General features: G+C 62.2%; 16 protein-coding genes and 1 pseudogene. 8 read left to right on the top strand and 9 right to left on the bottom strand.

The window, feature by feature from the left end; translation table 11 throughout:
- Nucleotides 1-184: 184 nt before the first annotated feature.
- Complete coding sequence (locus tag FHT70_RS23605) at nt 185-2128, bottom strand: methyl-accepting chemotaxis protein (RefSeq protein WP_183705207.1); 1944 nt, start codon at nt 2126-2128, stop codon at nt 185-187.
- Between the two features lie 264 nt (nt 2129-2392).
- Here FHT70_RS23605 and FHT70_RS23600 point away from each other — a divergent pair, with 264 nt between their 5' ends.
- Together FHT70_RS23600 and FHT70_RS23595 are read left to right on the top strand one after the other, a co-directional pair.
- Nucleotides 2393-3139, top strand: a complete 747-nt coding sequence (locus FHT70_RS23600) for a TlyA family RNA methyltransferase (protein WP_183705316.1) — start codon at nt 2393-2395, stop codon at nt 3137-3139.
- Complete coding sequence (locus FHT70_RS23595; RefSeq protein WP_183705205.1) at nt 3136-4386, top strand: class I SAM-dependent RNA methyltransferase; 1251 nt, start codon at nt 3136-3138, stop codon at nt 4384-4386. Before FHT70_RS23600 ends, FHT70_RS23595 begins: the two co-directional genes overlap by 4 nt.
- A 64-nt stretch (nt 4387-4450) precedes the next feature.
- Here FHT70_RS23595 and FHT70_RS23590 read toward each other — a convergent pair whose 3' ends face one another.
- The 3 genes from FHT70_RS23590 to FHT70_RS23580 form a co-directional block, all read right to left on the bottom strand.
- Nucleotides 4451-6532, bottom strand: coding sequence for a methyl-accepting chemotaxis protein (locus FHT70_RS23590; RefSeq protein ID WP_183705203.1), 2082 nt, complete (start codon nt 6530-6532; stop codon nt 4451-4453).
- A gap of 204 nt (nt 6533-6736) precedes the next feature.
- Entirely contained in the window at nt 6737-7489 is a 753-nt protein-coding gene (locus tag FHT70_RS23585) for a crotonase/enoyl-CoA hydratase family protein (protein ID WP_183705201.1), read from the bottom strand.
- A 10-nt stretch (nt 7490-7499) separates the two neighbouring features.
- Nucleotides 7500-9275: an acyl-CoA dehydrogenase gene (locus FHT70_RS23580; RefSeq protein ID WP_183705199.1), complete on the bottom strand. Its 1776-nt coding sequence runs from the start codon at nt 9273-9275 to the stop codon at nt 7500-7502.
- A 206-nt stretch (nt 9276-9481) separates the two neighbouring features.
- Between FHT70_RS23580 and FHT70_RS23575 the strand changes: the two genes are divergently transcribed.
- Nucleotides 9482-10477, top strand: a complete 996-nt coding sequence (locus FHT70_RS23575) for a transporter (protein ID WP_183705198.1) — start codon at nt 9482-9484, stop codon at nt 10475-10477.
- A 434-nt stretch (nt 10478-10911) separates the two neighbouring features.
- The gene (locus tag FHT70_RS23570; RefSeq protein WP_183705196.1) at nt 10912-11175 is read left to right on the top strand and encodes a DUF982 domain-containing protein; all 264 of its coding nucleotides are present in this window, start codon (nt 10912-10914) and stop codon (nt 11173-11175) included.
- Nucleotides 11176-11285: 110 nt separating this feature from the next.
- Here the strand turns inward: FHT70_RS23570 and FHT70_RS23565 are convergent, their stop codons facing one another.
- Nucleotides 11286-11756, bottom strand: coding sequence for a BA14K family protein (locus FHT70_RS23565; RefSeq protein ID WP_183705194.1), 471 nt, complete (start codon nt 11754-11756; stop codon nt 11286-11288).
- 116 nt (nt 11757-11872) lie between these two features.
- On the bottom strand, nt 11873-13117 hold the full coding sequence (locus FHT70_RS23560; protein WP_085779976.1) for an aromatic ring-hydroxylating dioxygenase subunit alpha: 1245 nt from the start codon (nt 13115-13117) through the stop codon (nt 11873-11875).
- 403 nt (nt 13118-13520) lie between these two features.
- Between FHT70_RS23560 and FHT70_RS23555 the strand changes: the two genes are divergently transcribed.
- The 3 genes from FHT70_RS23555 (at nt 13521) to FHT70_RS23545 (ending at nt 16644) form a co-directional block, all read left to right on the top strand.
- Complete coding sequence (locus FHT70_RS23555; protein WP_085777171.1) at nt 13521-14129, top strand: DUF6656 family protein; 609 nt, start codon at nt 13521-13523, stop codon at nt 14127-14129.
- 68 nt (nt 14130-14197) lie between these two features.
- Complete coding sequence (locus FHT70_RS23550; protein ID WP_183705192.1) at nt 14198-15178, top strand: L-threonylcarbamoyladenylate synthase; 981 nt, start codon at nt 14198-14200, stop codon at nt 15176-15178.
- Between the two features lie 29 nt (nt 15179-15207).
- Nucleotides 15208-16644 (top strand): FAD-binding oxidoreductase, encoded by a 1437-nt coding sequence (locus tag FHT70_RS23545; protein WP_183705190.1) that lies wholly within the window; start codon nt 15208-15210, stop codon nt 16642-16644.
- Between the two features lie 262 nt (nt 16645-16906).
- Here the strand turns inward: FHT70_RS23545 and FHT70_RS23540 are convergent, their stop codons facing one another.
- On the bottom strand, nt 16907-20242 hold the full coding sequence (locus FHT70_RS23540; RefSeq protein ID WP_183705188.1) for a DUF1217 domain-containing protein: 3336 nt from the start codon (nt 20240-20242) through the stop codon (nt 16907-16909).
- 301 nt (nt 20243-20543) lie between these two features.
- On the opposite strand from FHT70_RS23540, the gene FHT70_RS23535 reads away from it, so the two are divergent.
- On the top strand, nt 20544-21110 hold the full coding sequence (locus FHT70_RS23535) for a DUF6101 family protein (protein ID WP_183705186.1): 567 nt from the start codon (nt 20544-20546) through the stop codon (nt 21108-21110).
- Nucleotides 21111-21203: 93 nt separating this feature from the next.
- Here the strand turns inward: FHT70_RS23535 and ubiA are convergent, their stop codons facing one another.
- Nucleotides 21204-22163, bottom strand: a complete 960-nt coding sequence (gene ubiA, locus FHT70_RS23530) for a 4-hydroxybenzoate octaprenyltransferase (protein WP_085779975.1) — start codon at nt 22161-22163, stop codon at nt 21204-21206.
- 156 nt (nt 22164-22319) lie between these two features.
- Nucleotides 22320-22406, bottom strand: a pseudogene (locus FHT70_RS23525) (MipA/OmpV family protein); the annotation flags it as partial.
- Nucleotides 22407-22721: the final 315 nt, after the last annotated feature.

Below are 22721 nucleotides of genomic sequence, written 5' to 3'. Positions count from 1 at the left end.
CCATGCCGCACCCTCTCCGTTCTCCATTAACCTTTCGCAGGGCACGTCCCCTCGCCCCATTTACGGGAGAGGGTAAGGGTGAGGGGCGGTTCCTGCTCGCACCTATGCCAATCTTCTCAATAAAAAAGGGCAGCACATCACTGCGCCGCCCTCTTCCTTAGCCTTTCCTTCCGAAAGCGCGCTCTCAGAACTCCGTCCAGTCCTCCTGAACCGCAACCGCAGCGCTCGCCTGTTTGCCGCCGAAGGCCTTGGTGACCTTGCTGGCGAGTGCGCGGGCCGGTGACGCGATGGGGCGCGAGGCCGGCGTTGCGGCTGCCGTCCTCTGGACCGGAGCGGCAAGCTCGGTTCCGAGCTTGAACTGGCGCAGCAGCTCGTCCAGGGCGCTTGCTTCCTGGGCAAGCGCATGGCTTGCAGCGGTCTGCTGCTCGACCATCGCCGCATTCTGCTGCGTGCCCTGATCCATGTTGTTGACGGCGGTATTGATCTCCTGCAGGCCGATCGACTGTTCGCGCGTGGCGGTGACGATCGCGTTGACGTTGCGGTTGATCTCCTGCACCTCGGCGACGATGGCTTCCAGCGCCTTACCGGTCTCGCCGACCAGCGTGACGCCGGTTTGCACATGCGTGCCGGAATTGGTGATCAGGTCCTTGATTTCCTTTGCAGCCTTGGCGGAACGCTGCGCCAGCTCGCGCACTTCCTGGGCGACGACTGCAAAGCCCTTGCCTGCCTCGCCGGCGCGTGCCGCTTCGACGCCGGCGTTCAGCGCCAGGAGGTTGGTCTGGAAGGCGATGTCGTCGATGACGCCGATGATGTTGGAGATTTCGCCGGAGGATTTTTCGATCTGCTGCATGGCCGAGACCGCCTTGCGGACGACATCGCCGGATTTTTCGGCGCCGAGGCGGGTGCGCTCGACGAGATTGCCGACATCCTCGGCGCGCTTGGCGCTGTCGCGCACCGTCGTCGTCACCTGCTCGAGCGCTGCAGCGGTCTCTTCGACGGCTGCGGCTTGCTGCTCGGTGCGATGGGCAAGATCGTCGGCAGCCGAGCGGATTTCGCCAGCGCCTGCATTGATCGCCGAGGCATTGCGGCCGACTGACTGAAGTGCCGCCTGCAGCTTTTCGACGGCGTGGTTGAAGTCGTTGCGCAGGCTGTCATATTGCGGCGCGAACGGCGTCTGGATGCGGGCAGCGACATCGCCGACGGCAAGGCCGGCAAGGCCACCGGCGAGAGCGTCGACGGCATTGCGGAGCTCGCCTTCTTCGCGCGCCTTCTGCTCATCGCTTGCCTGGCGCTGGCGCTCTGCATCGTCGCGCATGCGGTCGGTTTCCCCGGCAAGACGCAGCTTCTCGATCGCCGCCTGCTTGAAGACCAGGACCGACTTGGCCATGCGGCCGATCTCGTCGCCGCGTTCGACAGCCGGAACCTCGATATCGTTCTGGCCGCCGGCGAGCCGGTCCATGGCAGCGGTCATGCCGACGACCGGGCGGACGATGGTGCGCGACATCAGCCAGGCAAGAAGGGCGGCGGCAAGCGAGGCGACGATGCCACCGGCAAGCAGCGTCGTCGTCAGATCGCTGTTGGCATCAGCCCGGATCGCAGCGAGCGCATTCGACTTTTCGCGGGCGGTCGCCTTGATCTTGGCGGACGCCTGGCGGAAACCGTCGAGCTGACCCTTGGCGGCGTTGACGCCGATCTTGACGACCTCTTCGATCGGCATGTCGGTTTCCTTGCGCGCCTTGGTCTGCGGTTCGGCAAGTTCATGGAAATAAAGGTCGGCCGCCTTCTGCATGCCGTCGATCATCTCGACCAGCTGCGGCTCGCCGGCCGCGGTCTGCTTGGCGGCGGCGATTGCCTTCAGCATGCGCTCGCGATTGGCGAAGACATCGCCATAGGTGCTGTCGCTGCGGAAGAGAATGAAGCCGCGCAGGTTGACCGCCTGCTCGAGCATGGCCTGCAGCGCATCGTCGATCTGGTTGACGAGCAGCTCCGATTTTTCCTGCTCGGTGGAGGCGGCCGCCGATGCCGTCGCCTTGGAATAGACGAAAGACGAAACGGACACGAAGATCAGAATGAGGGCTGCGAACGTGGCCGCAAGCTTCCCATTCAAGGATATGTTTTTAACAGACATCGGTGAGTTCTCCTGGCGACAGTCGGCGCGGCGAGACACAGTCGCGCGCAAGGCGCAACCGCAGAGACTTGGAATTGGAAACATGATCGGCGGAAGACGCCTGCGCCTTCATGGCACGAAGCGGTTCGGACCAACCGCTGCAATCGTGCCGACCCTATGCGGACAGGCTTTAAATTTGTTTAAATCGCGGATCGCAGGAATTGCCCTGCAACCGGCAGGAATAAAATGCTTGCAAGCGGCGGCTTTGCCGGTCATTCACAGCCGATGTCCGATCAAAACAGCCAACGCCTCGACCAGCTTCTCGTCTCCCGCGGCCTCTTTGCCAGCCGCTCTCGGGCGCGCGACGCCGTGCAGCGCGGCACGGTCCGGATCGCCGGTGAGGTGGTAACCAAGGCCGGCGCGCTCTTCGGCGACGATGCCGATATCGAGATCGACGACCCGGCACAGGCTTACGTCTCGCGCGCCGCGCTGAAGCTTGCGGCCGCTCTCGACCATTTCCGGCTCGATCCGGCCGGCCATCACTGTCTCGATATCGGCGCCTCCACCGGCGGCTTCACCGAAGTGCTGCTGCTCAGGGGCGCCCGGCACGTCACCGCAATCGATGTCGGCCATCGGCAGATGCATCCGCGGCTATCCGGCGATCCGCGGGTGACGAACCGCGAAGGCCTCAACGCCCGCAGTCTCAGCGCCGACGATATCGGCGAGCCCGCCACCTTCATCGTCTCCGATGTCTCCTTCATCTCGCTGAAGCTGGCGCTGGCTCCGGCGCTCGATCTCGCTGCGGCGGGTGCTGTCGCCGTGCTGCTGGTCAAGCCCCAGTTCGAGGCCGGGCGCGAGGCGATCGGCAAGGGCGGGCTATTGAAGGATCCCTCGTCTGCTCCGGCCGTCGCATCCGAATTGGAGCGCTGGTTCACCGAGGACATGGGCTGGAAAAGCCTCGGCCTCATCTCCTCCCCGATATCAGGCGGCGACGGCAATCAGGAATACCTTCTAGCAGGATTGAAACCGTGAGCACCGAAACCGTCACGATCGAAAAACTCGGCACCCAGGGCGACGGCATCGCAAGCGACGCCGGCGGGCCTGTCTACGTGCCCTTTTCCCTGCCTGGGGAAACCGTGGCGATCGCCCGCGTCAAGAGCCATGGCACGATCATGTCGATCGCAGCGCCCTCACCCGACCGGCAGGAGCCGCCCTGCCGGCATTTCGGTCCGGACGGCATCAACGGCACCTGCGGCGGCTGCACGCTGCAGCATCTGGCCGACGGCCCCTACCGCGCCTTCAAGCGCCAGCTGGTCATCGACGCGCTGAAATCCAAGGGGCTGACGCCTGAGGTCGGCGAAATCGTCCCGGCTCACCCGGGCGAGCGACGGCGCGTGGTGTTTGCGGCGCGCAGGACCGAGAAGGACATGCTGATCGGTTTCAATCAGGCCGAAAGCCACCACATCGTCGCCATCGAGGAATGTCCGATCTCGTCGCCGGGCATCGTCGCCCGGCTGCCGGCGATCAAGGCGATCGCCGCGTCGCTCGCGACCAGCGCCGAAGCCTTCCGGATCGCCGTGCTTGAAACGCTCTCCGGACTCGATGTAGCGGTCGACGAAATCAAGAAGCTCTCCGACCCGCAGCGGCGCAAGGCGATCGAGACGGTGCTGGCCTTGCGCGGCATTGCCCGCGTGACGGTGAATGGAGAAATCCTGGTCGAGCCATCGAAGCCGCTCCTCGATTTCGGCGGCGTCTCTGTTTCGCCGCCGTCGGGCGGCTTTGCCCAGGCGACCAAGCCGGCCGAAGAGGCGATGGCGGAACTGGCACTCGCCCATGCCGGCAAGGCGAAGCGGATCGCCGATCTCTTCGCCGGCGCCGGCACGTTTTCGCTCAGGCTGGCGCGGATCGGTCGCGTCCATGCCGTCGAAGCCGAGGCCAAGGCGCTCGCCGCCCTCGACCAGGCGGCCCGCAAAACCCAAGGCCTGAAACCGGTGACGGTCGAAAGGCGTGATCTCTTCCGACGTCCGCTGATGACGCAGGAGCTGAAGCCCTATGACATGGTCGTCTTCGATCCGCCGCGCGCCGGCGCGGAGTTCCAGTGCAAGGAGCTCGCCCGCTCGGCGGTGAAGAAGATCGCCGCCGTCAGCTGCAATCCGCTGACTCTGGCGCGCGATCTCGCCATCCTCGTCGAGGGCGGCTACCGCATCACCGGCGTCACGCCGATCGACCAGTTCCTCTGGACTTCACATGTCGAGGTGGTGGCGACGCTGGAGAAGTAACCGGCGTCATTCGGCAATCGGAAACGCCCGCGGCGAGCGCGGGCATCTCCGATGACAACCTTTGTCAAGCTGCGCGGCGGACAGCCAAGGCTTCCTGAGCGCCGAGTCTGAACTGCGCCAGAAGCCGCATCAGTTTCGCAGCCTCCTGGGCAAGACCATGGCTGGCGGCCGTCTGTTCCTCGACCATGGCTGCATTTTGCTGGGTGCCCTGATCCATCGTGTTGACGGCAGTGTTGATCTCGGCGAGGCCCGTCGACTGTTCACGCGTGGCGATCACAATCGCCTCGACATGGCGGCTGATTTCCTGCACCTGCGCAACAATCGACTGCAGCGCCTTGCCGGTATCGCCGACGAGTGTGACGCCTGAACGAACCTGAGCATTCGAAGTCGTGATCAGACCTTCGATTTCCTTGGCGGCCTGGGCCGAACGCTGCGCCAGTTCGCGCACTTCCTGGGCAACGACGGCAAAACCCTTGCCGGCTTCACCAGCGCGTGCGGCTTCGACGCCAGCGTTGAGAGCCAGCAGGTTTGTCTGGAAGGCAATATCATCGATAACGCCGATGATGCTTGAGATCTTCTCCGAGGACTGTTGGATGCCGGTCATGGCATCGACGGCCTTGCTGACGATCTCGCCCGAATGTTCGGCGTCGTTGCGTGTGCGGCCAACCAGACTGCCGGCCTCTTCGGCGCGGCGAGCAGTATCCTTGACGGTCGTGGTGATCTCTTCCAGAGCGGCAGCCGTTTCCTCGACGGAGGCGGCCTGCTGTTCGGTGCGGCGGGCAAGACCGTCCGCGGCGGTACGGATTTCCGTCGCTCCAGCGTCGATTGCATGGGCATTGCTGCCGACGGCATGGAGGGCAGCGTCCAGCTTGGCGACGGAGGTGTTGTAGTCGCTGCGCAAGCGATCGAGGTGGGAGGCAAAAGGCGTATCGATGCGATGGGCAAGATTGCCTTCGGAAAGTGCTCCGAGCGCGCCAGCAAGCGCATCGACGGCCTCACGGATTTCCGCCGCCTCACGCGTTTTCTGCGCTTCGCGTTCCCGGCGCTCGCGCTCCGTCAGCGAACGGCCCTGCTCGGCTTCGTCTTCCAAGCGCTCCCGGTCGACGGCATTCGCTTTGAACACGGCAACGGCCTCCGCCATCGAGCCGATCTGATCACGGCGCTCTTCGCCTGGAATGACGGCGGAAAGATCACCGGCGGCAAGCTTCTGCATGGCAGCGGTCATCGCCGTGATTGGACGGATGACGAAGCCGTGCAGCAGCCATGCCATGGCGGCAATCATGATGCCGACGGCAAGGAGGGTGGCGACAAGGGCTGCGATGCGGAACTGATTGAGCGTCGCGAAGGCTTTGTCGCTGTCGACCACGAAGCCGAGATACCATTTTACAGTCGGAAGACCTTCGACCGGCACGAAGGACACAAGCACCGGTTTGCCGGCAAATTCGGTCTCGGTGAGGCTGCCGCCGATTGTCGGCGTGATCGTCGGGAAGGCATCGGCCAGCGTCTTCGTTACCAGCTTCGCATCGGGGTGGATGAGAATTTGGCCGCTGTTATTAACGAGGAAGGCCTCGCCCTGCCCGCCAAGATTGATCTCCTTGATCATCTTGACCATGGTTTCCAGCGAGAAATCGCTGGCAGCAACGCCGGCGAGCTTGCCATCGCGGGAAACCGGAACGGCAGAGCTGATGATGAGATTGCCGCTGGATGCGTCAGTATAGGGTTCGGTCAGCACGGGGGCGTTTGCCTTGACGGCATCCTGATACCAGGGACGCTTGCGCGGATCGTAATCAGCCGGCAGCGGCAGGTCCGGCCACGACGTGAAGACGCCCTGCTCATCGCCGAGGTAGGTGCTGACAAACTGGGTGGCGAGCACATTGTTCTGCAGAACCTTGCGAACACCGTCACGATCGACTGCCTTGCCAACAGCATCGCCGACCATGGCGGTCAAGATGACGCGCCCGTTCATCCAGTTGGCGAGGCTGTGGGCGGCCTGCTCGCCAGAGGATTTGATATTCGCTTCGATCGAAGCGGTAGTCACGCTACGCTGAACGTGATCGATGTAATAGGAAAAGGCGGCGAAAGCAGCTAGGACTACGACAGACGCTGCAACCAGGATGCGCGTCATCAAATTGGTCTTCTTTGTCATGCCATGCACTCCATCAAATAGATTCGGGGGCGCAACGGTTAAGCACGCCGCGACATGGGCGGCGACACCGTTGGATGAATTTGAACAAGGGGGTCAAGCACATCATGCGCCCGGACGGCCGAGGGGATCCGTCGCGCTCTAGTTATTTAGCTTATACTTAAAAGGAGCTTAAAATCTCAGCAAAAACCATGAAATTATAGGGGCTCAACGTCGCATAAAAGCTTCGAAAGCGGCCCGCGCCTCTGCACTTTTCAGTCGGGCTGCGAAATGGCGAGCCTCTTCATCGATACGGGCGATAATTTCCTCCCGCGGACCGCGGACGAGCTCACGGGAGATGCGCAGCGCCTCGGGCGGCTTAGCGGCAAGCTTTGCGGCAGCGGCCAGTGCCTGTCGTACAACCTCTTCCGGCGTCGTCACCTTCCAGACAAGCCCGGCCTCCCGTGCCTCCTCGGCGCTGAAGGCCTCTCCGGCAGCGAGCATGGCAAAAGCCCGCTGGTGACCCATGATGCGCGGAGCAATCAAGCTGGACGCAGCTTCCGGCACCAGAGCCAGATCGACGAAGGGCGTGCGGAACTGGCTGCGGTCGGAAGCGATCGTCAGGTCGCAATGCAGGTTGAGGGTCGTGCCGATGCCGATCGCCAGGCCGTCGACCCCGGAGACCAGCGGCTTTTCGGATCTGACGAGCGCGTAGAGAAAATCGATCAGATCCTCTCCCATGCCGCCGCCCATGGCGACGGCCAGAAAATCGGCGATGTCGTTGCCGGCGGAAAAGCTGCCTTCAGTGCCGAGGAAGACCGTCACCCTGATCGTCGCGTCGGCATTGGCGGCATTCAGCGCATCGGTCATGGTGCGGTACATCGCCCGCGTAAAAGCATTCTTTTTTTCCGGCCGGTTGAAGCGGATGAGCTGGACGCCGGGATGGGCGGAAGGCTGCTCGACGACGATATGATCAGTCATGGGGATCTCCTCAGGCAAGCAGAATGCGGGCGGCGGCAAGGCTTGCCGCGCCGTTGACGATCCGGTCGCGAAGGGCTGCGGTCTCGGAAAGCAGGTTTTCAGCGGCGAAGCGGCAGAGCGCGATGCGGCCCTCGGCTTTGCCGTCGCCGCTCTCGGACAGGCCACCCTTGGCAAGATAACAGCCGGTGAGCACCAGCCCGAACAGGCGCTGATAGGGCGTGGCGCCGGCAAGCGCTTCCGCGGTCCTGTCATCTGCCAGCGCCTTCAGGAGCCAGATCGTAGCCTGCTCCAGGTCGGCGACGGCTGCATCGAGGCGCGCGGCCGTCTCGCCGAAACCATCGAAATTCGAGCGGCGGACATCGTCGGCGATCCCCTTCAACTCGGCGATGAAGCCTTTTACCTGATCGCCGCCGGAAAGCGGCAGCTTGCGGGTAACGAGATCGATCGCCTGAATGCCGTTGGTGCCCTCGTAGATCGGCGCGATGCGGGCATCGCGGAGATAACGGGCCGCACCGGTCTCCTCGATGAAGCCCATGCCGCCATGCACCTGGATGCCAAGCGAGGCGACCTCGACGCCGGCATCGGTTGAAAAGGACTTGGCGATCGGCGTCAAAAGCGCGGCACGCTCCTGCCAATGGCGGCCGTCGGGTGCCCGGCGGGACATGTCGATCGCGTGGGCGCAGGCATAGGAGATGGCGCGCGAGCCTTGGGTCAGCGCCTTCATGGTCAGGAGCATGCGGGCGACATCGGGATGTTCAATGATCGGGCTCATGCCGGCGCCCGACCAGCCCGGGGCCTTGCCCTGCGTGCGTTCGCTTGCATAGGCGATAGCCTTCTGAGTGGCGGCCTCGGCGATCGCCACGCCCTGCATGCCGACGGCGAGGCGCGCATTGTTCATCATCGTGAACATGCAGGCGAGCCCCTTGTGCTCCTCGCCGACCAGCCAGCCGATCGCCCCCTTTTCGTCGCCGAAGCGGCCGTCGCCATAGATCATCGTGCAAGTCGGCGAACCATGAATGCCGAGCTTGTGCTCCAGCGCGTGGCAGAAGAGATCGTTGCGGGGCCCAAGCGAGCCGTCATCGTTCACCAGGAATTTCGGCACCAGGAAGAGCGAGATGCCGCGCGTGCCGGCCGGTGCATCCGGCAGCCGCGCCAGCACCAGATGGATGATGTTGTCGGCAGCGTCGTGTTCGCCCCAGGTGATGAAGATCTTCTGACCCGATATGCGATAGCTGCCGTCGGGCCTACGTTCGGCACGGGCCTTCAGGACGCCGAGATCGGAACCGGCATGCGGCTCGGTCAGGTTCATGGTGCCTGTCCACTCGCCCGACACCATCTTCGCCAGATATTTCTCCTTGAGCGCGGCGCTGCCATGGGTGCTGACCGCCTCGATGGCGCCCATGGTCAGCGTCGGAGCGAGCGCAAAGGCCATGGATCCGGAATTCCACATTTCGAGAGCCGCGACATTCAGCATGTCAGGCAAGGCCTGGCCGCCGAAAGCCTCCGGCGCCGTCAGGCCGTTCCAGCCACCGGCAATCCAGCTGCGGTAGAGATCACGCCAGCCATCCGGCAGCCGGACCTCGCCATCGACGAGGCGGGCGCCCTGGCGGTCACCGATCTCGGCGAGCGGCGCCACCTCCTCTGTGGCAAAACGTCCCGCCTCGGCCAGGATGGCGTCGACGAGATCCTCGCCGAGATCGTCAAAAAGACCGTTCGACATCGCCCCGCCCATGCCGGCTACATGCTTCAATGTGAACGCGATTTCCTCAACGGGCGCCTTGTACATGCTTTCTCCTCCGTCGGGTGCCTGCACCTCATGCAAAGCCCTCCCCGGCAAGGGCTAGTTGATTTTTACGTAAACGTCAATTTTGTTTCATACGACGCAATGCGATAATTCCACCCGGCATGGCGCTTTCTCCTTGCACAGCGGCGCCCATGGACGGCATGGAGAACTGAAGACAATATATCGCCCTCGCAAAGGATCGGCGACCGATGGATACATTGCCCGTCAACATACCCGGTTTCGTCTGGGCCTATCGTTTCTCGCCGGATGAAAAGACGGCGGTGCGGCTGACCAACACCGCGACGGTGGCGGATCTGATCGCCGAGAACTGTTTCTACTGGCTGCATCTCAACCTTGTCGACGCCCGTGTGCCGGCCCTGCTCGAGACGCTCGACGGACTGACGGAGGAGGCGAGATCGGCATTGACGACGCATGACACGCATGCGGCGCTGACCGTCGACGAGCAGATGCTCTACGGCACGCTCGTCGACTGCCAGCGCGATTTCGACCAGGACACCAACAATCTCGGCTGGCTGCATTTCGCCATGTCGGATCGCTTCATCATCACCACAAGGCTGCAGCCGCTGCGCAGCGTCGAGCGGGCGCGCACGCTGATCGAGAAGAATCCGGGCAAATTCTCGCGGCCGGTCGATCTCTTCGAATTGCTGGTGATCGAATTCCAGCGGACGCTGATCGCGATCGTCATCGAGCTCACCGAGGAGCTGAACCAGATCGAGGATATCGTTTACGACAATGCGCCGCGCGACGAGCGCCGGCGGCTGGCGCCGGTCCGGCGGACCGTGGTGCGGCTGCACCGGCATCTGCGCACGGTGCTGGCGCTGATGCGCCGCGCCGGGGCCGCCGACGAGGACGAAATGCCCTTCGGCTTCGACGATGTGGCGCGGCGGCTGACGAGCCGGCTGGAAACGGTCGACCACGATGTCTATGCCCTGCAGGACCGGGCCCGCCTGCTGCACGAAGAAATCGATTCCAAACAATCCTCCGAGACCAACCGCCACCTCTATCTGCTGTCGATCATGACCGCCTTCCTGCTGCCGCCGACGCTGGTGACGGGTTTCTTCGGCATGAACACCGCCAACCTGCCCTTCGCCGTCGGCGATTACGGCACGGAATACGCCGTCATCCTGATCATCGCCTCGATCGCCTTCGCCTGGTGGCTGCTGCGGCGAGTGGATATTCTTTGAGGGTGAAAGGTTCAGCGTGACTCTCGGAGTGCGAGCTCGCTCCTACTCCAGCAAACGTCGCGGTACTTGCCACAGAGCTCACCCAACGCTCCGTCATCCCAGGACTTGACCTGGCCTGACCCGAGGATTCATGTAGGCCTCCTCCACCAGCACCGGGCATGGATCCTCTGCTCAAGGCAGCTCAAGGCCGAGAGTGGGTTAACGCTCTTGCCAATTCGCCGCCGACGCAGCGGATGGCGCGGCGTTGCGCCTATCGCATCATGCGGGACGCGGCCACTGTCAGCATTGCGACGCTTCGTCCATCTGATTATGGCCTCGGCCTTGGCGGGCAATCCCGGAGATCGGTGCCCGCGTGATCAGCTGCTTCATGCCACCTCGCGCGGAACGGTTCTTGCACGGTTACTAATATGCTCACCGTGGGGAGGCCTGATGTCATGAAGTGGCACACACCTGGAGAATTCAGCCCGCTGATGCTCGTTGTGAACGGGCCGGAAAAATACAAGCTTGTCGCGAGCCTTTGGGAGGCGGCCCAGATGCTGACGGCTTGCTGGCCGCTCGAAGACGGAGAAGAATATCTGACCGCGGTGAAGGCATGCCGCGATGCGATCCACGGGGACCTTCCTGCTGAGGACGCACGGTACGCGCTTATCCGTGCCGCCAAGGAAGCAGGCATTCCGGTGATCACCGTCGTTCACTGAGTTGTTGCGCCGTTGCTTCGTGCCACGGCCCTCCGCTTCGCTCCCCATATTTGGCCCTTCCCCTCTTCCGTTTGCGGGAAAGGGGAAGGGTGACGGGCAGCATTCGGGACCTATCGATAAGGCGAATAGCACTGCTGGCGCGGGCCGTTATAAGGCTGGAAGGTGTTGTCGTAGGCGCGGTAGGACCGGTAGCGGTTCGCGCACCAGGCGACATGAGCCGAACCCATGCGCGGCGCGGGCGCGGCGTAGCGCGGAGCGGCAATGACCGCGCCGGCGCCGAAGGCGGCGAGCGGATACCAGTAGCCGTTATAGCGGCGATAGCCGGGGCGGTAGTAGGAATAGCCGCGATAGCCGCCATACCAGCCGGGGCGGTAGTAGGCGCCGGGGCGATAGCCGGGCCGGTAGTAGTCGCGGCGGTAAGGCCGATAATAATCGCGGTAGTATTGGACGTTCTCGACAGCCGAGGTTTTTTCAACCTGCGGCGCGGCCGGCATCTGTATTGCTTGCGACGGCACGAAGCCCGTCAGCACGACGGCGGCGGCCAATACCGCGGTCGCAATTTTGTTTCTCAGGCCGATCATTTCTTTCTCTCCATTCAGCAGCGATAACCGCTTGGTCTTGCAACGCTTTCGGGAGAAAATGGTTCCAAAAGCGGCTGGACGGGCCGCTTTTGGATAAGCGGGGTCAACCGGCGCGCTCAGGCGACGGCGGAAATTTTCGCCGTTTCACCCTGCAGGCGGTTCACCATGAAGTTCGAATACCATTCGAGGAACTGCATGACGCCGCCCTCGTGCACGGCCGAATAGGGGCCGGGCTCATAGGCGGGCGAGTGGATGCCGAAGGCATTCTCTTCGACGATCCGGCGGTCCTGGTCGTTGGTCTCGGTCCAGACGTGCGTCAGTTCCTCAAGATTGTAATCGACGCCTTCCACGGCGTCCTTGTGGACGAGCCACTTGGTCGTCACCGCCGTCTCGTTGGCGCTGAGCGGCAGCACTCGGAAGGAGATAGCGTGGTCGCCGAGCAGATGGTTCCACGTCGTCGGATAGTGGAAGAGCAGCATCGTGCCGATACGATTGATCGAGATGTCGTCGGAGATCCGGCGCTGCACGGCCGGCTTGCCCGACATGGTGTAGCTTTCGGCATCCTCGATCAGCGGCATGCGGGCGGTGCGGAACTGACCATCCGGCGAGATCTGGAACTTGCTCGGCAGGCCGGCGGCCTCACAGCGCGCCCAATGGCCTGCAATCTCCGGATCGTCGGCGCCGCCGTCTGTGCCGGTGACGCTCGGGGCTTCCGGATAGGTGCGGCAGAGTTCCGGGTGATTGGCGGCGCAGTGGTAGCACTCGCGGTTGTTTTCCCAGACGAGCTTCCAGTTGCCCTTCTCGATGATCGTGCTCTGGAAAGCCACCTTAGTCTCGCCGATCCGATGCGGCGCCATATAGGGCTCGATCGTGTCGCGCACCGGCTTGAAATCGGGGGCGACGTCGGCAAGGCAGATGAAAATATAGCCTGCGACGCTCTCGCAGTGGACGGGCTTCAGGTTGAAGCCGGTTTTGTCGAAATCGTCGCCCATGTGACGGGCAAAGGCAAGTTTGCCGTCGAGATCGTAAGTCCACTGATGATAGGGGCAGACGAGACGCACGGAAGAGCCGTGCTCCTTGGTGCAGACGCGCGAGCCGCGATGACGACAGCTGTTGTGGAAGGCGCGGATGACATTGTCACGGCCGCGGACTATGACGACCGGATAGGTGCCGATCTGGACGGTGAAATAGGCGCCCGGCTTCGGCAACTCGCAATCATGGCCCATGAACAGCCAGTCGCGATAGTAGATCATCTCCATATCGAGTTTGAAATAATCCTCGTCGGTGTAGAACGGCTGTTCGAGGCTGAAGCCCTCGCGGCGGTTCTTGAGCTGACGTAAAACGTTGCTGCGAATATCCATCTTCATGTCCTCGTGCACCGGCTGCCGCCTTCAGCGGAAGGCTATGGAAGCGCGCCTGCTAACCTTCTCCTGCGGGAGAATTGTTCATGGCGCCATTTAATCACCTGGCATTCCCGCCGCTTGGTTGTAATGCGACATCGGCTTCGAAATTGACGACAGGAAGCGCGGAGGCTTCAAAACAGCCCTTCCCAGTCGACCCGATGTCCGACTCTGCAGGCAATTATCGTCAATTGCGACATTGCGTAAAGACCGGATTGGCAAAGAAGGCGGCTCTCCGGTATCGGCGATTGTCGCATTTACGACATTGCCGGCTTCCGGCCGATGCGACGGCCGCATCTTAATGCTGCGTTAAGCATACGCTCTTATCCTGCTTTCGACCTCAGACCGACAAAGCATGTAGACCATGGCCAGACTCCGCTATTTCGACGCGAAAGAAGTAATCCGGCCGCAGGAGCGGCCACTGGTCGCCGCCCATTCCGAATTCCTGCGCACCGGCCGCATCCCCCGCGACCGGCGCCACTGGCTGGCCGAGGAAAGGCGCTACCTCACCCATGACGAGGTCGCCGCAAAGACCGGCCGCAAGCTGCAGGCGGCCGGCGAGAAGACGCATCAGCACATCAACGGCTTCCACCACTCGATCCAGTTTCCGAAGATGATCTTCCACCGGACGCTGGAGGACAGCCCGCATCTCGGCTATTGCCACGTCACCGCAGCGCGCACCAAATTCGCCCGCTACGAGGAGGTCAGCTGGGCTTTCTACATCGCAAATTTCTATTCCGAAATCGGCGACAACGACAACTTCTTCGAACGGATCGACGTCGGCTATTCGCGGATGTATTTTGCCGTCGCGATCAAGCCGGGCGAGGAGTCCTCCGAAAAGATGACGATCGACCGCTCGGTGCGCGGCAACGGGCTGCTCTTTCGCACCCACGATCCGCAGGCAGCGATCCGCAACATCCTGCTGCTCGGCGCCCGCAACGAACAGCTGCGCGAAATCATCCGCCAATTGTGAGCGAACAAGGCGATTGATCGTAAGCGGCGGAAAGCCTAATGACTGCCGGAACCAGAGACGGGCAGCATATGGCACGCATTATTGATATCAGAGCAGACAGGCAGGTGGCGCTCGAAGCGGCCTGTGCCGCTCTTTCCCAAGGCTTTGCCGTCGCCATGCCGACGGAGACCGTCTACGGCCTTGCGGCCGACGCCACCAATCCGGCAGCCATCACCCGCATCTACGAGACCAAGGGACGGCCGCGTTTCAACCCGCTGATCTGCCATATGGCCGATCTCGACATGGCCGAACAGCATGCCGAGTTCGACCCGGTATCGCGGGCGCTCGCCGAAGCCTTCTGGCCCGGCCCGCTGACGCTGGTGCTGCCGGTGAAGGCTGAAAGCCCGATCCACTCTCTGGCGACCGCCGGTCTCGACAGCGTCGGCGTGCGTGTGCCCAAGGGCTTCGCCGGTGCCCTGATCGGCGCCTTCGGACGGCCGCTCGCGGCGCCGAGCGCCAATACGTCGGGCGCCATCAGCGCCACAAGTGCTGCCCATGTCGAAGCCGATCTCGGGGCGAGAATTCCATTGATCCTCGATGCGGGACCGAGCGCTGTCGGCGTCGAATCGACCATCGTCAAGGCGGAGGGCGGCCGGTTGCGGCTGCTTCGGCCCGGCGGGCTGGCGGCGCGCGAGATCGAGCGGGTCGCAGGCCAGCCGCTGCTGCGCGCCAAAAAGGCATCGGCGGCAATCGAGGCGCCCGGCATGCTCGCCTCGCATTATGCGCCGGGCGCCAGCGTGCGCCTCAATGCGACCAAAGTGGAACCGGGCGAAGCGCTGATCGCCTTCGGCGGTGCGGCGGTCGAAGGCGCGCGTAAGGCACGCATCGTCCTCGATCTCAGCCCACGCGGCGACCTGGCGGAAGCGGCGGCCAATCTTTTCGACTACATGAAGCGTGCCGATGCCAGCGGCGTATCGAGTATTGCCTTCTCGCCGATCCCGGACGACGGGCTCGGCGAAGCCATCAACGACCGGCTGCAAAGGGCTGCCGCGCCCCGCGCGACCAACTGACCCGATAGAAGCGATAGAGGATCGACCTGATGAGCAGCGCCGGCATTTCCACCGATCTTCTCGACCGTTTCGCCGCGATCGTCGGCGAAAAATATGCGCTGCGCCGCGAGGCCGATCTGGCGCCGCACCTGATCGAAAATCGCGGGCTCTACCATGGCTCCTCCCCTCTCCTGCTGAAGCCAGGTTCGGTCGAGGAGGTCTCCGAGATCATGAGACTTGCGACCGAGACCAAAACGGCGATCGTACCGCAGACCGGCAATACTGGCCTCGTCGGCGGCCAGACGCCGCGCACGGGGCAGGCCGACATCATCCTGTCGCTCGAACGCATGACGAGGATCCGCGACGTCGACCCGGTGGCGAACGTGCTGGTCGCCGATGGCGGCGCGATCCTGGCCGATGTGCAGAAAGCGGCCGAAGCGCATGGGCGGCTGTTTCCGCTCTCGCTCGGCTCGGAGGGCTCCTGCCGCATCGGCGGCAATCTCTCCACCAATGCCGGCGGCACGGCCGTGCTTGCCTATGGCAATATGCGCCAGCTCTGCCTCGGCCTCGAAGTGGTGCTGCCGACCGGCGAGATCTGGGACGGCCTGCGCCGCCTGAAGAAGGACAATACCGGCTATGACCTGCGCGATCTCTTCATCGGCGCCGAAGGCACGCTCGGCATCATCACCGGCGCGGTGCTGAAGCTGTTTCCTCAGCCGCTCGGTCATCAGGTGGCGTTTGCCGGCCTCAATTCGGTCGAAGATGCGCTTGCGCTTTTCAACCTTGCCGCCAGCCTCTGCGGCACCTCGCTCACCGGTTTCGAACTGATGCCGCGCTTCGGCGTCGAGATCACCACCCGTCATATCGACGGCGTGCGCGATCCGCTGGATGCGGCCTACCCCTGGTACGTGCTGATCGACATCTCGACCTCGGATTCGGCCGAGACGGCGGAGCGGATGATGAACGGCGTGCTGGAACAGGGCTTCGAGGCCGGGCTGGTGCAGGACGCCGCGATTGCCGCCTCCGTCGCCCAGCAGAAGGCGATCTGGCACATGCGCGAGAGCATGTCGGACGCGCAGAAGCCGGAAGGCGGTTCAATCAAGCACGACGTCTCCGTGCCGGTGTCGAAGATCCCGCATTTCATGGCCGAGGCGGAGAAAGTCGTCATGGCAGCCATGCCGGGCGCCCGCATCTGCGCCTTCGGCCACATGGGCGACGGCAATATTCACTACAATATTTCCCAGCCTATCGGCGCCGACAAGGCCGCCTTCATCGCCCGCTGGCGCGAAATGAACCACATCGTGCATGGACTGGTGCTCGCCCATGGCGGCTCGATCTCGGCCGAACACGGCATTGGCCAGCTGAAGCGCGACGAACTGGCGGCAATCCGCCCGGCGATCGAAATCGAGCTGATGCGCCGCATCAAGCGCGCCTTCGATCCGGCTGGTATCATGAACCCCGGGAAGGTGGTCAGTCTCGAAATATGAGGTTTGCCCCTCATCCGCCTGCCGGCGCCGACCGGGGTCGAGCCACGGGTCTCGACCCGCCCTTCGGACCCCCGCACGCGGGGCGAAGGGGATATGCCGCAGCCTCTCCGTCTCCCGACAACCTCATCGCAGGGCAAGTCCCCTCGCCCCGTTTACGGGGAGAGGGTTAGGGTGAGGAGCAGCCGTCCGTACGAATGGCTGTCTTGGCTTGAGCCTGCTGATCGTGGGAAACTCGGAGCAATTTCCCGTTGCTCGAACCACCTTACGCCTGCTGCGTGCCGCCGCCGGTCAGGATCTGCAGGGCCGGCGACTGCTGGGTGCTGTTCTGGACGTCGTACATCGCGGTGAAGCGCCGCAGCAGCTTGTCCACCTTCTTCGGATCCTGGAGGTCCTCGAGCTTGACGAAACGATTAATGAGATCGGCCTGTTTGGCGACGTCCATGCCCGATATCTGTGACGGCAGGCTGTAAGCCGTGGTGATGACCTGATAAAGCGCCTTGTCGCCAAGGAGCGAATAGATTGAGGTGATGCTGGAGGCTTTGCGGCTGAAATAGAGCGCCAGGCGGACGCCGTCGTTGCTTTCGCCTTGCTGGGTTTCCAGCGTCTGCTGCAGGTAGAGCTCCTGGGTATTGTCCTCGGCCGCCTTGTTCTGGATGGCGCCGATCTTGGCACGGGTCAGATTGCCGTCCTTGTCGAAGTTGAAGGCAGCGACGATATCCTTGAAGCGCGCATCGGCCTTGGTGTTGAGGTAGCTCTTCTTGTCGTCGGGATCGGAAGTGAAGATCTTCTTCAGCGTCGCCTTGTCGTAATCCTTCGGGTCGAGGTTGTTCGCCTTCAACACCAGATCGGTTAGGCGGCTGTCAGCGAGGAAATCGTCGAGCGACTGCACTTTCGCCATACCCTTGGCGAAATAATCCACCTCGGCGGTTGCGTCCTTCGATGCCTTGTCCTTTACCGGGCCGGCCTTCAGCAGCATGGTCACATGCGCCTTGTAGTCGGTGGCGTATTTGGCCATGGTCGCGTCGGGCAGCGCCTGGAGGGGTGCGGCCGCCTTGCCGTCGGGGCCGAAATTGAAGGCGCGGGCGAGATTGGTAATTCGCTCGTCCTTGAGCGAGGCGATATAGCCGTCCGGATCGTAGGCATCGCTCGTCAGGATCTTGCGCATCATCGAGCGCGGCACGTCCTGATCGGTCAAGCCGAAGGCCTGCAGCGCGACATGATAGAGATCCGGCAGGTTGTCGTTGCTCCTTGTGAAATCGGCCGTTCGATTGGTGCGCAGGAAATCATTGACGGTCTTGACGTCGGAAAAGTTCAAGAGGCTGCTGCTGTCTGCCATCATGCTCTTGTAATTGTCGGCAACTTCTTCAATCGCCTCGTCGCGCTCGTCGTCATAGCGCGCCATGTAGTTGTCGTTGGTGGTCTGCGCCTGATCTGCGGTCTGGATCGAGCTGACGACGGGAAGCGATCCGTCGGCGGCAAAATTGAAATCGGCATTGAGGTGGGAATAGCCGGCCGCGGCGGCGGCGGTCGCATCAGTCAGGATGCTCCTGAGATCGGCGTCCGTGATATCGAACGGCAGATTGTAGGTGCTCTTCAGGAAGTTGGTGATTGCAGGATCGGCGATGAGATCATCGACATTGGAGATCGTCGCCATACGGGCGGAATAGTCGTCCGTGCGCGCCGTGGCGGCAATTTTCGTGTTGGTGATCTGGGCGGACGTCTGTGCCGCCATGCCGTCCTCGAGCGAACCGTCCGCCTTGAAGTTGAAGGCGGCAGCGACGTCGGCATAGGTGCCGGTGCCGCTCTGATCGGTCAGGATAGCGCGCAGATCGACATCGCTGACGGTCGAGGGGATGCCGTAAGCGTTGCGGATGAAATTATTCAGCCGCCGGTCGGCCAGCAGCTGGTCGACATTGGAGATGCCGGCGATGGTTGCCTGGTAATAGACGGCGGCATCGTCGGCCTTGCTTGCCGTGCTGGCGCTTTGCGCCGCGCTCTGCGTGGCATAGAGGGTCGCGACCGAGCCGTCCGTTTTGAAATTGAACAGATCGTGGACGTCGCTGTAGCCCTGGGCGCTGGCCGCCGAGGGATCGACGAGGAAGCTCCTCAGCGTTGCGTCGGAGACGCTGTCGGCGATCTGCATGCTGGTTCTGAGATAGCTAACGGCGACGGGATCGGACATGATGTCGTCGACATTGGTGACATTGCCGATCATGCTGTTGAAGTGCGTTGCGTTCGCCGCCGATTTGTCGGTGGTCGACTTGCGCTGCGCGTCGGTCTGAATCACCGACCCGTTGATCGAGCCGTCAGCCTGAAAGTTGAAGTCGGCATTGAGATCGGCATGCCCCTGGGCGGCGGCATAGGTCGAGTCCGTCAGAATGCTCTTCAGCTCGGCATTGCTGAAACTGCTGCCGAGGCCGTAGGCATCCTTGATATAGCGTGCCAGAACGCTGTCGGCGAGCAGGTCGTCGACATTGGTGATGCTGCTCGACCGCGAGGTCACGCTATAATAATTGGCGGTGCTTGCCGCCGCGTCCTTCAGCTTGTTCGACTGGGCGATCGTCTGTGCACGCGCCGTTGTCGATGTCGTGCCGTCGGCCTTGAAATTGAAGGCGTTGTAGACATTGGTGAAGCCCATCAGCTGGGCGTAGCCGGGGTCGGTCAACACCATGCGCAGCGCCGGCGCGGTGAAATCGGCGCCCATGCTGTAGGCGGTCTTGATATAGGACGTCAGACGACTGTCGGCGACGAGATCGTCCACATTGGTGATCGTGCCGATCTTGGCAGTATAATAGGCCTGGTTGTATTCGGCCGCCGTCTTGCTGACATAGACGACATCAGAACCGACGGAATTGTCGATGATGACGGACTGGTTATGCAGCGTATAGGTCTCGATGATCGACGCCTTCTGCGTCGCGGTCTGGGCGCTGCCGTTGACCGTCCCGTCGGCATTGAAGCTGAATTGGGCGGCAAGCGCCTTGTACTTGTCGCCGCCCTGCGCGTTCACGACGCTTGTCGGGTCGCTAAGATCGCTCGTCAGCACCTGCCGCAGGAAATCCTTCGAGGCATAGGTGGGATCGATCTTGAAGGCCTTCAGCACATAGGTGCGCAGCCGGGTGTTGTTGACCAGGTCGTCGACGGTCTGCACGCTGTCGATATTGTTGCTGTAATAGGTGCTCTCGGTGGCCGCCGCCTTGTCGGCATCGACGAAGGACTGCTTGTAGAGGCCGATGAGCTCGTCTTCCTGCGCGTCGGTCTGAACGTCCTTCTCGGGCGCATTGAAGTTGAAGGCGGCCGCGAATTCACGGTAGCGCGTATCGGAGAGCTTGTTGGCGTAGCTGTTCGGGTCCGTGAGATCGCTTTCGAGCACCTTCTTCATGAAGGCCTTGGCATAGGTCATATCCTCGAGGCCATAGGCCTTCATGGCGTAGCTGTAGAGCTTGTAATCGCCGAGAAAGTCGTCGACGTCTTTGACCTTGTTGATATTGTCCGCGTAATACTGGGCATCCTTCTTGACCGTCGCCTGCGAGGCGACCTTGTTCAAGCTCGACGTCATGTCCTTCGACAGGATCGTGTAAGCGAGGGAGGCCGTGATCATGAAAAGCGCCCTTTTCGGCAAAATCTCTAAAAGAACGACAAACTGCTGGTAAGCCCATTTTGCCACGCAAAGCTTACCCGAGACTTACCTTTCGACTGCGCCATTTCAGGTCAGCCAGCCGTTCACCTTCCGGAAACCCTGCCGGATTCGGTTTTGATAACCATCAGGGGAGGCAAAGTTTTCTTAACCGCAATTTTTAAGCAGTACGGAAGGGGGGCCGCCTATTGTCGGCCATAGAGGACGAAAAGTCCCGAGGAGAAGACCGCAAACCGGCTCTCAGGTAAGACAAGGGTAGAATGAAATGAACAATCCCGTTTTGAAGCCCGTTTGGGCTGGCACGACGCTGCGTCTCGATCCGTCCCGCTTCCCGCAGCAAATCAGCTACGCCATCCATGATTGTTCGGATGATGTCAGCATCACGATAGACGAACGTGGCGCAGTGCTGCGGAAAGTCCTTCCCTCCAGCGGTCTGCCGCTCTCGATTGCCCTGCCGAGGCGCGTCTTTAAGGGTGTCGCCGCCCGCGCCATCGACCATGGCGACGGCGAGGTCACCGTCACGCTCGAACTTCACCACGCCGATCCCGAGCTCTGCATTCCGCTGCTCGTTGCTCATGATCTCAGCGACATCGCCGCCGACTGGCGCAGCTGGTCGGAGGCCTTCCGCATTCCGATGCTAATGGTCGAGGCAGATGGCGTCGCCCGGCCGCTCGAGGACCATATCGGGGCGCTGCGCACCAGTGACCTCAAGCAGCGTCGCCGTCATTCCTACTTCGCCAATCGCCGTCCGCGCTTCCTCGTGCGTCGCACCACCGGGCAGCTGGGCGTCGCCATGAAGATCGAAGGCAAGGAAATCATTGCCCGCAACTGACCGAAATCGCGACTGTGCCATCTCGGCAGGAAGATCTGGAAGAAGCGAAACCCGGCCCTCGTGCCGGGTTTATCGTTTCACGAACCATTCCATTCAGGGAATGGCAAAGAGCAGCGAAAAGAACAGCCCGGCGAATATGGTCAGGCCGACGCGGTTGTTCGACTTGAAGAGCGCCAGGCATTGGGCGGGATCGTTGATATCAAGGCGGATGATCTGCCAGGCGAACATGCCGGCCGCGCCGAACAAGGCCAGGAAGGCGATGAGATTGGCGCCGGCGAGCGCGAAGGCAGCAAACATCAGCACCAGCGTCAGCCCATAAAGGCCGATCAGCCATTGCCTCGTCTTATCGCCGAAGAGACGCGCGGTGGAGCGCACGCCGATCAGCTCGTCATCCTCCTTGTCCTGATGTGCATAGATGGTGTCGTAACCGATCGTCCAGGCGACGGAGGCGGCATAAAGCAGGATGGCGGCAAAGGAGAGGCCGCCCAGAATGCCGGCCCAGCCCATCAGCGCGCCCCAGGAAAAGGCAAGGCCGAGATAAAATTGCGGCCAGTCGGTGAAGCGCTTGGCATAGGGATAAAGTGCCACGATGCCGAGCGAAAGCAGGCCGAGAAAGACGGTGAACCAGTTGAACTGCAAGAGCACGAAGAGGCCGACCAGCGCCTGAATGCCGATGAAGATCTTCGCGCGTCCGCGGGTGACGCGGCCCGAGGGCAGCGGACGCGAACGGGTGCGCGCCACTTCCATGTCAATCTCGTGATCGACGAGATCGTTATAGGTACAGCCGGCGCCGCGCATGGCGACGGCACCGATAAAATAGAGGAAAAGGTGGGACATCAGCAGGCTGCCGGAATAAAGCCCTTGGCCGATCGCCGCATTGGAGGCGAGCGTGGCCGACCAGAAGCACGGCCACATCAAGAGCTCCCAGCCGATCGGGCGATCCCAGCGTGCAAGCTGCGCATAAGGCCAGAGCCATGGCGGCAGGGTCCGGTAAACCCAGTTATCGGAAGGTGCGTCGGAGACGCGATCGTTGAACTCGCCGGTATCTTGCATGCCATCCATCTAGCGGCGGGCTGGCGATCCGGTCAAGAAGCGATCGCGACGGCGCCAGAAGCGTGTCGCATCAAATCTGATTACTGTGATGCGCTTTGGCTCTTTGTGATGCATGACGCCCGGAACCGCGGCACACTTGCGGGCGACATGATTTGATCACTGCAGAGAGAAATTGAACCTGTAGGTCGCCGAGACACCGATGAGCACCTGGTTCTTCGAGCCGCGCTGCCGCACGAGACACGTCTGCACTCCAGGAAACGCAAAAACAAAGCCGCGGAGAGCGGCGGCCGCTAGACTTATCCTGATGTCGTTACCCCAATGTTAACCACGGTGAAACTCATGAAACTCATGCCGTGCGGCCCCCTCATCCGCCCTACGGGCACCTTCTCCCGCTTGGGAGAAGAGGGGATTGAGACCTCGCGACACGTCCCCTTCTCCCCAGCGGGGGAGCAACCATGTTCAATTTTCCGGTGTTGTGGCGTCCATTCGGTCTTTCGAAAGAGGATTGTGTTGGCGAGAACGATGAGTTTTCGGGCGACGGCTATAACGGCGCACAGG

Source organism: Rhizobium sp. BK049 (genome assembly GCF_014193135.1).
In the GTDB taxonomy this organism is placed as follows: Bacteria; Pseudomonadota; Alphaproteobacteria; order Rhizobiales; family Rhizobiaceae; genus Rhizobium.
This window is presented reverse-complemented; position numbering and strand designations above follow the sequence as displayed.

What these genes read in the sequence shown, in the direction of transcription:
- FHT70_RS23560 (WP_085779976.1), bottom strand. Translation starts at nt 13,117, where the DNA reads ATGGATATTCGCAGCAACGTTTTACGTCAGCTCAAGAACCGCCGCGAG.
- FHT70_RS23540 (WP_183705188.1), bottom strand. Translation starts at nt 20,242, where the DNA reads ATGATCACGGCCTCCCTCGCTTACACGATCCTGTCGAAGGACATGACG.
- FHT70_RS23570 (WP_183705196.1), top strand. Translation starts at nt 10,912, where the DNA reads ATGAAGTGGCACACACCTGGAGAATTCAGCCCGCTGATGCTCGTTGTG.
- FHT70_RS23535 (WP_183705186.1), top strand. Translation starts at nt 20,544, where the DNA reads ATGAACAATCCCGTTTTGAAGCCCGTTTGGGCTGGCACGACGCTGCGT.
- FHT70_RS23550 (WP_183705192.1), top strand. Translation starts at nt 14,198, where the DNA reads ATGGCACGCATTATTGATATCAGAGCAGACAGGCAGGTGGCGCTCGAA.
- FHT70_RS23555 (WP_085777171.1), top strand. Translation starts at nt 13,521, where the DNA reads ATGGCCAGACTCCGCTATTTCGACGCGAAAGAAGTAATCCGGCCGCAG.
- FHT70_RS23605 (WP_183705207.1), bottom strand. Translation starts at nt 2,128, where the DNA reads ATGTCTGTTAAAAACATATCCTTGAATGGGAAGCTTGCGGCCACGTTC.
- FHT70_RS23565 (WP_183705194.1), bottom strand. Translation starts at nt 11,756, where the DNA reads ATGATCGGCCTGAGAAACAAAATTGCGACCGCGGTATTGGCCGCCGCC.
- FHT70_RS23580 (WP_183705199.1), bottom strand. Translation starts at nt 9,275, where the DNA reads ATGTACAAGGCGCCCGTTGAGGAAATCGCGTTCACATTGAAGCATGTA.
- ubiA (WP_085779975.1), bottom strand. Translation starts at nt 22,163, where the DNA reads ATGCAAGATACCGGCGAGTTCAACGATCGCGTCTCCGACGCACCTTCC.
- FHT70_RS23600 (WP_183705316.1), top strand. Translation starts at nt 2,393, where the DNA reads ATGTCCGATCAAAACAGCCAACGCCTCGACCAGCTTCTCGTCTCCCGC.
- FHT70_RS23590 (WP_183705203.1), bottom strand. Translation starts at nt 6,532, where the DNA reads ATGACAAAGAAGACCAATTTGATGACGCGCATCCTGGTTGCAGCGTCT.
- FHT70_RS23545 (WP_183705190.1), top strand. Translation starts at nt 15,208, where the DNA reads ATGAGCAGCGCCGGCATTTCCACCGATCTTCTCGACCGTTTCGCCGCG.
- FHT70_RS23585 (WP_183705201.1), bottom strand. Translation starts at nt 7,489, where the DNA reads ATGACTGATCATATCGTCGTCGAGCAGCCTTCCGCCCATCCCGGCGTC.
- FHT70_RS23575 (WP_183705198.1), top strand. Translation starts at nt 9,482, where the DNA reads ATGGATACATTGCCCGTCAACATACCCGGTTTCGTCTGGGCCTATCGT.